The sequence below is a fragment of the Geomonas azotofigens genome, from assembly GCF_018919395.1.
Taxonomy (GTDB): Bacteria; Desulfobacterota; Desulfuromonadia; order Geobacterales; family Geobacteraceae; genus Geomonas; species Geomonas azotofigens.
The window spans coordinates 264118-277301 of record NZ_JAHLME010000003.1 but is presented as its reverse complement, the minus strand read 5'-3'; the positions used below and the strand labels follow the sequence as shown (position 1 = coordinate 277301).

The following is a 13184-nucleotide window of genomic DNA, read 5'->3' as shown; positions in this document are numbered from 1 at the left end:
CAGGGGATGGTTACCATCTGGTAAGGTTACCATCAGACAACCTGAAGGAGGCAGCGATGGAGCAGCTCACATCAAGACAACAGGAAGTGCTGGATATCATAGTCCGGCACGTCGAGGCCAACGGCTATCCTCCCACCCTGCGCGAGATCGGTGCGCGACTCGGCGTGAGCGGCACCCTCGGCGTGCTGAAGCACCTGGAGGCCCTGGAGAAGAAGGGGTACCTGCGCCGCCAGGAGGGGAGCACCAGGGGTATCACGCTGAACAGCCAGGGACAGGGGGCGAGCCTTCCCATCGTGGGGACGGTGCGGGCGGGAGCGCTGCACCCCGCCATCGAGGACGTGGAGGGGCACTTCACCATCGACCGCTCGCAGTTGGACAAGGGGGGGACCTTCTTCCTGCGCGTCAAGGGGGACTCCATGATCCACGCCCACATAAAGGAGGGGGACCTGGCGCTGGTGCGCCCGCAGCCTGACGCCAACAACAGGGACATCGTGGTCGCCATGGTGGCGGGGGAGGCGACCTTGAAGCGCTTTTACCGGGAGGCGAACCGGATTCGCCTGCAGCCGGAGAACCCCAACTACGAACCCATCTTCATCGAGGAAGGTGACGGCGAGGTCTCCATCGTCGGGAAAGTAGTTGGCATCTACCGGCAGATGGAGTAATTTCATGCAGCGCCTGTGCGACAGCATTCGGGTGGCGGCCATCTTCGCCCCCGGCGCCGGCATCCGGCCGGTCTGGTTCGAATGGCGCCGGCAAAAGTGCGTGGTCAGCCACCTCTCCTACTTCTGGAAGGACTCGGTGGGGAGCGCCAACCGCCTGCACTTCGCGGTCTGCGACCACAGCAACCTCTATGAGCTGGTGTACGACACCTCCGATCAGAACTGGACCCTCGTGGGGGTCGAGGAGCGGTAGCACGTGGCAGAGCACAGGATCATCATGCACATCGACATGAACGCCTTCTTCGCGTCGGTGGAGCAGCAGTCGAACCCCGCCCTGCAGGGGAAACCGGTCGCGGTGATCGGCGCCGCCAAGCGCACCATCATCACCACCTGCTCCTACGAGGCACGCGCCTTCGGCGTGAAAACCGGCATGAACAGCTGGGAGGCGCGCCAGAAGTGCCCGGAGCTGATCTTCGTGGTCGGCAACAACAAGAAGTACAGCTACACCTCGAAGCAGATCATCGCCATCATGCGCGAGTACACCCCGCTGGTGGAGGTGTTCTCCATCGACGAGGCGTTCCTGGACGTGACCGGCAGCCTGAGCCTCTTCGGCTCCGCCGAGGCGATCGCCGGGATGATCAAGGAGCGCATCCGCGATCGCTTCGGCCTCACCTGCTCGGTGGGAATCGCCCCCAACAAGCTCCTCGCCAAGCTGGCCTCGGACATGCAGAAGCCGGACGGACTCACCGTGATCGCGCCGGACCAGGTCGCCCGGGTCATGGAGCGGCTGCCGATCCAGCAGCTGTGCGGCATCGGGGCGAAAACCCATCAGCAGCTGGCGGGATTCGGCATCAGAACCTGCGGCGAACTGGCGCGATTCCCCGTGCATATCCTGAAAAAGAAGTTCGGGGTGACCGGGGAGAGGCTGCACTACATGGGGCTCGGGGTGGACGACGCGCCGGTGGTGCCCGAGGAGGAGGCCGAGGAGGTCAAAAGCGTCGGTCACAGCACCACGCTGGATACCGACCTCTGCCAGCGCTCGGAGATACTGGCGGTACTTTTGCAGCTCTCGGAAATGGTGGGACGAAGGGCCAGGAAATACCGGGTTACCGGCAAGACGGTGACCCTGACCGTCCGCTACCCCGACTTCACCACCTTCTCCCGCCAGGTGAGCCGTTCGGCCCCCACCAACAACAGCGACGAGATCTACCGGGACGCGGTACAGATCCTGGACCAGCTCGAATTGGCCCAGCCGGTGCGCCTTTTGGGGGTGCGCATCACCAACCTCACCCACCAGGCGGAACAGCTGCCGCTGTTCGAGAGCGAACGAAAAAAGGCGCTCGTGGCGAGCGCCATGGACAACGTCAACAACAAATTCGGTGATTTTTCGGTAACCTTCGGCACCCTCCTGGGCAAGGAATGCGGCGCGAAGGTCATCTCGCCGGCCTGGAAGCCGGAGGGGGTGCGTAACGTCGATGCGGACTGACCGCTCCGCCGGGCCCTTACGCCGGGCAGGGTTTAGCGGTGACAGCACCCGCCCGCGGGTGAGGCGTCACAGCTTTCGTATCAGTTGCAGCAACAACCGGCCGTTGGCGGTCGGGTCGAAGTAGCGCCTGCATTTGTCGGCCCCGCTCAGGCCGATCTTCGCCGCCGTTTCCGGGTGGTCGAGGCAGTATTCGAGGGCGCCCGCGATCGCCGTGACGTTGCCCGGCTCCACGATGATGGCGTCCTCCATGTGGCTTAGGTAACGCCGGACGTCGCCCACGTCGGAGACGATGACCGGGTTGCCGGTGGCGAGGTACTCGCCAAGCTTGAAGGGGAAACCGGCATTGGCGTAGGTCGAGCCGGTCCGGGTGACGCACAGCACATCGGCCCCCTGCAGGAACTGGTAGAAGGCCGTGTCCTCCAGGTAGCCGACGTACTGTATGGCGGGATTGGCGGCGATGCGCGGCTGGTACAGCTTCACGCTGGTGCCGGTGCCGCACAGCATCAGGATGCAGTTCCCCTTCTTTTCCTGGACACTCTCGAAGGCGTCCAGGAGCTGCTCGATGCCGTCCTTCTTGGCGAAGGATCCGGCATAGACCACCTTCATCGGCCCCGGTTCCCTCCCCGCGCGACTCTCCGCCTCGCATTTCGCCGAAATCGGGATCAGGCACAACGGCACCGACGCGGCCACCTTCCTGCCGTAGAGGTCCTTGAGATAGTTGGAGATCACCACCACGCCGTCGGCGAGCCCCAGGAAGAACCGGTCCAACACCTCGCCAGCCAGCCACCGGAGTTTGCCGGGGAGGCTCAGCTTGTCGTCGATGAACGTGTTGTCCTCGACGATGTCGAAGATGACGCGGTATCCAAGGCGTTTGGCCGCCAGGATCAAGAACACGCTTTCGACGGTGACGCCACCGTAGCTGTAGAGTACGTTCTTCCCTGCGGCGACCCGCCACCGTCGCAGAGCGGCGATCCCTTCCCTGTGGTACCTGAACAATGCCGGGATCAGCGTGAGGTCCAGTTTGATGTCGGCGCCGATGCGCAGGTAGTCGGTGCCAAGATAGTTCCCCGCCCGCTCCTCGGCCGCGACCGCCCCGGTGGCCCTTAGCTGCAGCACCTTGGTGCTGGCCGAGACGCCGTTCAGGTAATCCAGGAAGTGCTGGATCCTCTTGGTGGACGCCATGCCCGCGGGGTACCCGAACTTCCCCATGAAAACCACGTTGATATCGCTTGCCATGACGTGCTCTCCCGATTTTCGCTAAAATCCCGGCACACCGGTGGGAACCTGGTCCCAGTAGGTGACCGAACCGTTATGCCAGCGCACGATCTGGACGCTCTCGTCCTGGGAGATGACGATGGCGATGGCCTGGTGCAGCCTCTGGCACAGACGGTAGGCAGCGCGGTGCCTGGTCCCCACCCCTTCACTCAGGACCGACTCGCACTGCTCCCCCTCCGTGTCCAGGGCGTGCGCCACCATCCCCACACTGTCCAGGTCCCCCGAGATGACCCCGCCGAACCCCAGCAGTTCCTGCCGCTTGGTGATGACCACCGCGCCGTCCACGGCGGAGAGCGCCGCGATGAAATGGGCCACGTCGAAGATCGCCTCGTCCAGAAGTGCGATGTTCTCATTCTTGCTGTTGACGTACTCGCTCCACCCTACCGTCCTCCCCTCCGCCACCGCGGCCCCGTTGATCTCGGCCAGGGTATTCATGATGCGCAGGGTGAGCGAGAGGAAGCGCTGCCGCGAATCGAATTCAAGGAACTGATACTTCAAGGTCAGGTACGGGTTCTGTTCCATGATCTCCTCGGCCATCTCGGCCGGCAGGTAGACCAGCAGTCCCCCGTGGTTGGAATTCCTGATAACGCTGATGATGCGGCGAATGGCCTGCTGCCCGATCTTGCTGCCCAACTCGGGGTCGAGGTCGGCCCAAGGGCGCTCGGAGCGCTGGCGTGCCGTGCGGTGCAGGGCGAAGGTCTCGTCGTTCAAGGGGGCGAGGCTTTTTCTCATCCAGCCGGAGTTGAAGACGTCTAGGGTTGGACAGTTGATCTGTCCACCGTTCAACGAGGCGATGATCTCGTCCCCGATGCAAACCGAGATCTGACCGGGGCCGGTGACGTAGACCACGAGGCTCGGCGGCATGGGTGGAGAGGTCTTGCGGCCACCGTAGACGGCGTGCATCCAGCGGGTCCCGGAGTGGAGCAGCCCCCAGATCTGGGCGCCCAGAGCGGGGTCGATGAAGATGCCGATCAGGGTCCGGTAGAAGTCGGCGGCGGGAGCCAGCCGGTGCAGTTCATACTCGTTGAAGGGGCGCGTCCTGGAGAAGATGAGGCGGTGCATCCCGGTGGGAGGACCCTCCTGGGCAGGGAAGAGGTAGGAGTCCCTGATGATGAGCCGGAACATGACCGGGCGCTCTTCCTCACGCAGCAGGCTCGCCTGGTAGCAGGTGGAGATGACCTGCTCCAGCACCGCGCGCTCGGGGAGTTGCAGGCTCCCCTGCTCCCCCCCGCCGCAGACCCGGTCCACGAAGGGCTCGTCGCGCCACCTGGCGTAGATGAAGGCAACCAGTTCCCTTGGGTAGCTGTGTCCCTCTCTCATCCAGCCCTCCACGCCCTCACAGGCACCAAACCCTGATCCCGGCGGCCGCCATTTGCCTCGGGTCGTATATCCCCTTCACGTCGATCAGGACCGGGTTCTCGACCATGAGGCTCGCAAACTTGGCCGGCGTCCACTGCCGGTAGGCGTCATGGGCCACCGCGACGATGACCGCCACCGCCGGCTGCAGCCGGTCCGGTTGCTTGAGGGTCACGCCGTAGGCGCTCCGGGCTTCCTGAGGATCCGCCATCGGGTCGCAGACCTGGACCTTCAGGCCGTAGTCCCCGAGCTCGTTGAGGATATCCACCACCTTGGAGTTCCTGAGGTCGGGGCAGTTCTCCTTGAAGGTGAGTCCCAGCACCGTGACGTAGGAGCCGAGCACGTGGTGCCCGGCCCGGATGATCTCCTTGACCGCGCGCTGCGCCACGAATTTCCCCATGCCGTCGTTGATGCGCCGGCCGGCCAGGATCACCTGCGGGATGTACCCGATCTTCTCCGCCTGGTAGGTGAGGTAGTACGGGTCGACCCCGATGCAGTGCCCCCCGACGAGCCCCGGCTTGAAGTTGAGGAAGTTCCACTTGCTCCCCGCCGCTGCCAGCACCTCGCTGGTGTCGATGCCGAGCCGGTCGAAGATGAGGGCCAGCTCGTTCATGAGGGCGATGTTCAAGTCGCGCTGGGTGTTCTCGATGACCTTGGCCGCCTCGGCGACCTTGATGGAGGGGGCACGGTGCACCCCCGGGACCACCACCTCGGAGTACACCGACGCGATCACGTCCAGGGTGCGGGTGTCCTGTCCTGAGACGACCTTGAGGATGCTGGTGAAAGTATGTTCCCGGTCGCCGGGGTTGATCCGCTCCGGGCTGTACCCGACGGTGAAGTCCTCGGGGCTCTTCATCCCCGAGACCCGCTCCAGGATCGGCACGCAGATCTCCTCGGTGACGCCGGGGTAGACGGTGGACTCGTAGACCACGATGTCTCCCTTCTTGAGCGCCTTCCCAACCGTCTCGGAGGCACCGCAGAGCAAGGTGAGGTCCGGCTGGTTGGCCGGATCGACCGGCGTGGGAACGGCCACCACGTGGAAATCCGCCTCGCGCAGGTCATCGATCCTGTTGGTGTAGCAGATCTGCGCGCGGACCAGTTCCTCGGCCGGGACCTCGCCAGTCCGGTCGCACCCCGAGCGCAGCTCGTCGATCCGTCTCGTACTGATGTCAAAGCCGATGGTGCGCCGCACCTTGCCGAAGGCCACCGCTACCGGCAACCCCACGTAGCCCAACCCCACCACCGAGATCTTGCGTTCATGCCCCATGCTGCACCTCCCTTACCGGCACTCCCTGGTGGTGCCGGTCCGCTGTCGCGTGCGTCACCGTTGGCCGGGTATCCGCGGCCTTGCACGCCGCCGCGCCCCGGGCACCGCAAAAAACATTAGGCAATTTTAAGATATTTGCCGTAAAGCTCCAGAGAGGAGATGAAAAAATGTCGCTTTCGTCCCGGAGGCGGGAAATACCGCGACTTTGCGGGGTGCGGAAGCTTTACATGCCCCTGCGATTTTGTTAAGATGCCCCGCGTTTCTCTTCCCCCGAAAAGGTTTCCAAATGTCTGAAATGACGCCCATGATGCGGCAGTTCCTCGAGATTAAGGCAGAACACCCCGACGCCATCCTCTTCTTTAGATGCGGCGACTTCTACGAGATGTTCCTGGACGACGCGGTGAAGGCTTCCCGCATTCTCGGTATCACCCTCACCTCGCGCAACAAGAACGCCGACGGTTCCGAGGTTCCCCTCTGCGGAGTCCCCTACCACTCCTGCGCCCCCTACATCGCCAAACTGGTTGAGGCGGGCGAGAAGGTCGCCATCTGCGAACAGGCGGAGGACCCAAAGCTCGCCAAGGGGATCGTGAAGCGCGAGGTGGTCAAGGTGATCACCCCCGGTCTCGTGGTCGAGGACGCGTCGCTTTCCCCCAAGGAAAACAACTACCTCCTGGCCCTTTGCTGCGACGGCGACTGCTACGGCCTCTCCTACCTGGACCTCTCCACCGGCGAGTTCCGGGTCACCGAACTTTCCGGACTGCAGGCGGCACTGGCCGAGGTGGCCTGCATCGCGCCGCGCGAGATCATCCTCCCCTCCGCCTTCCGGGAGCCGCAACGGGCCAAGGAGATGGCGCAAGCCGCCGCCGACCGCAGCGTCACCTACTTCGAGGAGTGGGTCTACGACAGCGACTACTGTAACCGCCTGATCGGCAACCAGTTCAAGGGGGCCACCGCCGAGACGCTCGGCTGCCATGCCCTGCCGGTCGCGCTCCTCGCCGCCGGCGCCGTGCTGCACTACCTGGTCGACACCCAGAAGGGGAACGCCCCGCACGTAACCGGCATCACCCCCTACAACCAAAACCAGCACCTGCTCCTGGACGAGTCGACCCGGCGCAACCTGGAGCTGACCCAGACCATTGCCGACGGCAAGAGGAAGGGATCGCTCCTTGGGCTCATGGACCGGACCGTCACCGCCATGGGGGGGCGTAAGCTCAAGCAGTGGATCAACTACCCGCTTATGGACCAGGAGAAGATCCGCGGCCGCCAGGACGCGCTGCAGGAGCTGATCGAGTTCCCCGGGGTGCGCGCCGAGCTTAAGACGCTTCTGTCCGGGGTCTACGACCTGGAGCGGCTGAACGGGCGCATCAGCCTCGCCTCGGCGTCGGCCAAGGACCTGGCGGCGCTCAAGGCGTCGCTCTCCCGCCTGCCTGCCATCAAGGAGCAGGTGGCGGCCCTGGCCGCGCCCCTCTTGAAGGAGTTGAACGACGGCATCGACCCGCTTGCCGAGATCTGCGACCTGATCACCCGCGCCATCGTCGATGATCCCCCCTTCGTGCTGCGCGACGGCGGCATCATCGCCGACGGCTACAACGCCGAGCTGGACGAGCTGCGCGCCATCAGCCGCGAGGGTAAGGGGTTCATCGCGCGGCTTGAAGCCCAGGAAAAGGGGCGCACCGGGATTTCCTCGCTGAAGATCCGCTACAACAAGGTGTTCGGCTATTACATCGAGGTGACCAAGGCCAACGTCTCCGCCATCCCCGAGGACTATATCAGGCGCCAGACCCTGGCCAACGCCGAGCGCTACATCACCCCGGAGCTAAAGGAATACGAGGAGAAGGTGCTCGGAGCCGAGGACCGTATCAAGGACCTCGAGTTCAACCTGTTCCAGGAGGTGCGCGAGGCGGCAGCGGCGCAGGGGGAAAGAATCGCCAGGAGCGCCGACCGCCTGGCCTGCCTGGACGTCCTGGCCTCCCTGGCGGAACTCGCCCACGACAAGGGGTACTGCCGCCCCGAGGTGCACGACGGGAGCGAGCTCTCCATCACCGAGGGGAGGCACCCGGTCATCGAGGACATGTATTCCTCCGAGCGCTTCGTCCCCAACGACACCCTGCTCGACAACGGCGAGAACCAGCTCATCATCATCACCGGCCCCAACATGGCCGGTAAGTCGACCTTCATGCGCCAGGTGGCCCTGATCACCCTGATGGCGCAGATGGGGAGCTTCGTGCCGGCCGAGAGGGCGCGCATCCCGCTGGTGGACCGCATCTTCACCCGTGTCGGGGCCTCGGACAACCTGGCGCGCGGCCACTCCACCTTCATGGTCGAGATGATGGAGAGCGCGGCGATCTTGAGGGGGGCCACCGCGAAGAGCCTGGTGATCCTGGACGAGATCGGCCGCGGCACTTCCACCTTCGACGGCGTCTCCATCGCCTGGGCCGTCGCCGAGTTCCTGCACGACAACAAGGCGCACGCGGCCAAGACGCTCTTCGCGACGCACTACCACGAGCTCACCGAGCTCGCCGTCACCCGCCCCGGCATCAAGAACTTCAACATCGCGGTCCGCGAGTGGAACGAACGCATCATCTTCCTGAGAAAGATCGTCCCCGGCGGCGCCTCGCACTCCTACGGCATCCAGGTGGCTCGCCTGGCCGGGCTCCCCCAGGCCGTGATCGACCGTGCCAAGGAGATCCTCGCCAACCTGGAGAAGGGTGAGTACGGCGAGGGTGGCGTGCCGAGGCTCGCGCGCGGCAAGAAGAACCCGCCCCCCTCCCCCCAGCTCTCGCTCTTCGGCGCGGGCGAGGACCTGATCCGGGAGCGACTTAAAGGCGTGGAGGTGGCGCTGTTGACGCCGCTTGAGGCGTTGAACCTGGTGGACGAACTGAAGAGGATGATCTAAATGGCACCGACGAGAGGTCAAGCCGCATGAAGCGCAGGGAATTCGTCAAATACCTGGGGCTTGCCGCCCCCTACTGTCGCTGGCTTGCCTGCCGGGCCGTGGCGGCGCAGGGCTCCTTGCTGCTCGCGCCCCTTTGGAACGGCACCGCCCAGGCCGCCCCCGGCGCCCCCCTGGTGCCGGTCACCGAGTTGAAGCACTGGTCCACCCCGGATTACACCAGGGTGTCGATCACCCTGGACCAGGAGGTGCGTTTCGAGCACCACAAGCTCCCCAACCGGCTCTACCTCGACCTGCAGGGGACCCACCTCAACCCCGGCGTCAAGGACCTCACCATCGGCGACGGGTTGTTGAAGAGCGTGCGCATCGCCCAGTTCGCAGCCTCCACCGTGCGCGTGGTGCTCGACCTGGACAGCATCAAGGAGTACAAGGTCTTCACCTTCTCCGACCCCTACCGCGTCATCATTGACGTTAAGGGGGATCGCCGCCAGGAGATCTCCGCCTCCAAGGAGGTCATCGAGAGCGCCCCGGCCGAGCCGAAAAGCGTCGAAAAGATCAACCCTCCGGAAAAGACCAAGCCGGCGGAGAAAGCAAAGCAGGCGAAGTTCAAGCCGGGGCGCATCCGCAGGATCGTGATCGACCCGGGGCACGGCGGGCATGACCCCGGGGCGGTGAGCCCGTCGGGGACCCGGGAAAAGGACATCGTGCTGCAGATCGGCCTGGACCTGGCCCAGAAGGTACGGGAGGAGTTGGGCATCGACGTCGTCATGACCCGGTCCACCGACGTGTTCATCGAGCTGCAGGAGCGGACCGCCATCGCCAACAAGGTGGGTGCCGACCTCTTCGTCTCGATCCACGCCAACGCCTCGCTCAACCGCAACGCCAACGGCATCGAGACCTACTACCTGAACCTCGCCAAGACCGAGAAGGTGGCCCAGCTCGCCGCCAAGGAGAACGGGACCTCGCTGGAAAAGGTCAGCACGCTGCAGGCCATCCTCTTCGACCTGATGGCCAACTACAAGCTGAACGACTCCGCGCACCTGGCCGACGAGGTGCAAAAGGCGCTCTACAAGAAGGCGCAGACCGGCTACCCCACGGTGAAGAACCTCGGCGTCAAGCAGGGCCCCTTCTACGTCCTGGTGGGCGCCACCATGCCCAGCATCCTCGTGGAGACCGCGTTTTTAAGCAACGATCGCGACGAGCAGAAGCTCAAGGACCCGCACTACCAGGCGCTCACGGCGGACGGCATCCTCGCCGGGATCAAGGGGTACATCACCACCCTGAACAAGGGGTGAGCCACCTGGCACCACAAACGCAAAAAGGCCGGCATATGCCGGCCTTTTTTTATCGCTGGTTGATTGTTTTCCCTACTGTCCTGCGGCCACCGTGGAGCCGACCACTTCGACCCCGAAATCGGCGGCCTCCTTGGGCACGTTGGCGATGGCCACCACGAAGCCGATGGACTGGTCCGGCTTGACGCCGAGGTTGGAGAGCGAGTCACCGAACTGGTTGTTCATGATCGACTCGATCTTGGTCATGGGGAGCGTGCTCAACTGCTCCGCGGAGAGGCGGTTGCCGCAGTAGGCGGTCTTTTGCAGCAGCACCTTGCCCGCCTTGTCGAAGATGCTCACCTTCACCTGGATGGAGGCGCGCGCCTTGCGGAACGAGTTGACCGCTTCGCCGTTCACCACGAAGAGTTCGCCGGCCTCCTTGTTCTGGTGGAAGGAAGCCAGTGCGTTCTTGATGGTGATGCGCCCCTCCTCGGGGACCTCCATCCCGAACCACTTCGCGACGAAACCGATGCCGAACTGGTCCAGTTTCTTCATCGCCTCCGGGCCGCTTTGCAGCAGGTACAACCCGGCGCCGCTCAGCGCCAGCACGACGACCACGCAGATCGCGACGATCGCGATGGTGAGGGCGGAACGCCCCTTGCGCCTCGACGAGATCGACAGCGGCGGGAGTTCGTCATCGAACCCTTCCTCGGGGACGGCGGCGGCGAACGGCTTGTCGCCGAAGCTGAAGTCGAGGGAGGACTTGGCCGCGGGCTTGGGCTCGGAGGTCTCACCGGCGGCTGCCGGCTCCTCCTTGTCGAGGGCTGCGCCGACCGCAGCGGCTCCCGCGAGTCCAGCGGCGGCAACCGCGGCCGGAACGGCTTCCTCGCGTTCGGGCTCGGCCTTGGCAGCATCGGGAAAAGAGAAGTCACCGAAGCTGAATTCCTCGTCCTGCACCGGCGCGGCAGCCTTCACACTCTCGGGAGCGAAAGCGCTCGCTTCGGCCGCTTCCTCGGCGGGCGCCTCGGCCGCGGCACCCTCTTCGAACGAGAAGGATCCCGCCTCCGGCCCGGCCAGCTCTTCCCGGGCGGCAGGTGCCGGCTCCTCGAACGAGAAGTCGCCAAAATCAAAGGAGTCGCCGGAGGCAGCGGGGGCAGGTTCTTCCTTCGGAGCAGCTGCCGGCTCGTCGAAGGAGAAATCACCGAATTCAACCGGGGATTCCGCGGCGGGTGCGGCCTCCGCCTTCTCCGGCGCGGGGCTCTCCTCAAAAGAGAACTCGCCGAAATCCGCTGCGGCAGGCGCCTCCGGGGGGGCTTCCTGGACCGGTGCGGAACTCTCCTCGAAGGAGAACTCGCCGAAATCAAAGGCGTCCTCGGCGGGCGGGGTAGTGGTCGCAGCCTCCTCCTTCGCAGCGGGTGCGGGCTCGTCAAAGGAGAGTTCGCCGAACTCCAGCGCATCTGCAGCCGCGGGCTTTGCCTCCTCCTTCGCCGCCGGGGCGGGTTCATCGAAGGAAAGCTCGCCGAAGTCGAGTGAGGAAGCCGTGGCTGCCGGGGCGGACTCCGCCTGGGCAGCGGGCGGGGTCTCATCGAAGGAGAGTTCGCCGAAATCAAGATTCGACGTCGCCGGGGCGCTCGGTGCGGCTGCGACCGGCTCCTCGCTGAACTCGAACTCGTCGAAGGCGCCGTCGGCGGGTGCGGGAGCTTCCTTACCAGCCGGCGTGCCCGTCTCCAGGTTCATGTCGCCGAAATCGAAGTCATCCGCGCCGGCAGCCTCCGCACCTGCGGCCACGGTCGGCGCGGAGGCGGGTTGGGGCTCGAACCCGAAATCGGGAAGGGTATCCTGTTGCGTTTGGGTGGCCTCAGCTCCTAGTTCGGGAGGTGACGGTTCCTGGGTGGTCTGCGCGGCGGGCGGATGCTCTCCAGCCTGCGCCGGGGTTGGGGCCCCGAGTCCGGACAACAGCGCATCGAAGTCCGACTCTTCCGCCTTCTGCTCGGCACCGGCTACGAAAACGTGCCGGCACTTGGAGCAGCGGACTTTCACGCCGCCCGGCTTCAGCTTGGAATCGTCGAGTCTGAACTTCGTATTGCACTGGTCGCATTGGAGAATCATCGACCCCTCCGGATGTTTTGGATCTTCCATTAATTTTCTCAACGGTTTCCTATAACAGAAGCAAATTATAGTGTCAATCATTCTGGTCGCTCCGACACCTTTGTGGTATAAATACCCGGTGTGCCGCATCCCAGCGAAACTATATGAGGAACACCATGAAACACCTACGCGTTGTGTACCCTTTGCTTTTGATCGCGATCCTTTGCGAAGCCACCCTCGCCTTTGCGGCACCGGAATTGATGGTCGAAGCCGGCACTTTCAACTTCGGCTCCGTCGCCCAGGGTAAGAAAGTCCAGCACACCTTTACCATCAAGAACACCGGCGATGCTCCTTTGCAGATCAAGAAGCTCGAAGCCTCCTGCGGTTGCACCGCCGCCAAGCCCTCCACCTCGGTCGTCTCCCCCGGGAAAAGCGCCGAACTCGAGGTCACCTTCGATTCCGGCTCGTTCTCCGGAAAGGTGCATAAGACCGTCACCCTCAGCAGCAACGCCGGCAAGACCCCGGTCTACACCTTCACCATCGAGGGGACGGTGCTCGAGCAGTTGCAGGTGACGCCGCGGCAGGTGAGTCTCGGCGCGGTGAGCGGCGGCACCGCCACCCTGGCCAAGGTGAGCGTCACCAACAACAGTAACGTCACCGTGAAGCTGCTGAACGTGAGCGTCACCTCCTCCTCGTTGCAGATCAGGCCGACCATCAGGAAAGCCGAGTTGAAGCCTGGAGAGAGCGGCACGATCGAGATTTCGGTGCAGGCGAAACCCGAGGCGAAAATACTGAGCGGGTACCTGCATATCACCACCAGTCATCCGCAGAAGAAGGAAATCACCGTCCCGGTGTACGCCTCAATGCCGAAGTGAGCCGACCAAGGCTA

At 64.2% G+C, this 13184-nt stretch carries 10 protein-coding genes; 6 read left to right on the top strand and 4 right to left on the bottom strand.

Annotated elements, in window-relative coordinates; all coding sequences use genetic code 11:
* Positions 1-56: 56 nt before the first annotated feature.
* From lexA to dinB, 3 genes are read left to right on the top strand one after another with little or no spacing between them, the layout of a single operon-like run.
* Positions 57-662 (top strand): transcriptional repressor LexA, encoded by a 606-nt coding sequence (lexA, locus tag KOL99_RS11070; protein WP_216510537.1) that lies wholly within the window; start codon positions 57-59, stop codon positions 660-662.
* A gap of 4 nt (positions 663-666) precedes the next feature.
* On the top strand, positions 667-912 hold the full coding sequence (locus KOL99_RS11065; protein WP_216510536.1) for a hypothetical protein: 246 nt from the start codon (positions 667-669) through the stop codon (positions 910-912).
* Positions 913-915: 3 nt separating this feature from the next.
* Entirely contained in the window at positions 916-2145 is a 1230-nt protein-coding gene (dinB, locus tag KOL99_RS11060; protein WP_216510535.1) for a DNA polymerase IV, read from the top strand.
* A 66-nt stretch (positions 2146-2211) separates the two neighbouring features.
* On the opposite strand, the gene KOL99_RS11055 is transcribed toward dinB, so the two are convergent.
* From KOL99_RS11055 to KOL99_RS11045, 3 genes are read right to left on the bottom strand one after another with little or no spacing between them, the layout of a single operon-like run.
* Positions 2212-3381, bottom strand: coding sequence for a glycosyltransferase family 4 protein (locus KOL99_RS11055; protein ID WP_216510534.1), 1170 nt, complete (start codon positions 3379-3381; stop codon positions 2212-2214).
* Between the two features lie 21 nt (positions 3382-3402).
* Complete coding sequence (locus tag KOL99_RS11050) at positions 3403-4740, bottom strand: putative sensor domain DACNV-containing protein (protein ID WP_216510533.1); 1338 nt, start codon at positions 4738-4740, stop codon at positions 3403-3405.
* Between the two features lie 16 nt (positions 4741-4756).
* Positions 4757-6043, bottom strand: coding sequence for a nucleotide sugar dehydrogenase (locus tag KOL99_RS11045; protein WP_216510532.1), 1287 nt, complete (start codon positions 6041-6043; stop codon positions 4757-4759).
* Between the two features lie 286 nt (positions 6044-6329).
* On the opposite strand from KOL99_RS11045, the gene mutS reads away from it, so the two are divergent.
* Entirely contained in the window at positions 6330-8939 is a 2610-nt protein-coding gene (gene mutS / locus KOL99_RS11040) for a DNA mismatch repair protein MutS (protein WP_216510531.1), read from the top strand.
* Positions 8940-8965: 26 nt separating this feature from the next.
* Complete coding sequence (locus tag KOL99_RS11035) at positions 8966-10231, top strand: N-acetylmuramoyl-L-alanine amidase (protein WP_216510530.1); 1266 nt, start codon at positions 8966-8968, stop codon at positions 10229-10231.
* A gap of 72 nt (positions 10232-10303) precedes the next feature.
* On the opposite strand, the gene KOL99_RS11030 is transcribed toward KOL99_RS11035, so the two are convergent.
* On the bottom strand, positions 10304-12316 hold the full coding sequence (locus KOL99_RS11030; protein ID WP_216510529.1) for a DUF3426 domain-containing protein: 2013 nt from the start codon (positions 12314-12316) through the stop codon (positions 10304-10306).
* A gap of 155 nt (positions 12317-12471) precedes the next feature.
* Between KOL99_RS11030 and KOL99_RS11025 the strand changes: the two genes are divergently transcribed.
* The gene (locus KOL99_RS11025) at positions 12472-13170 is read left to right on the top strand and encodes a DUF1573 domain-containing protein (protein ID WP_216510528.1); all 699 of its coding nucleotides are present in this window, start codon (positions 12472-12474) and stop codon (positions 13168-13170) included.
* The last annotated feature ends 14 nt before the right edge of the window (positions 13171-13184 follow it).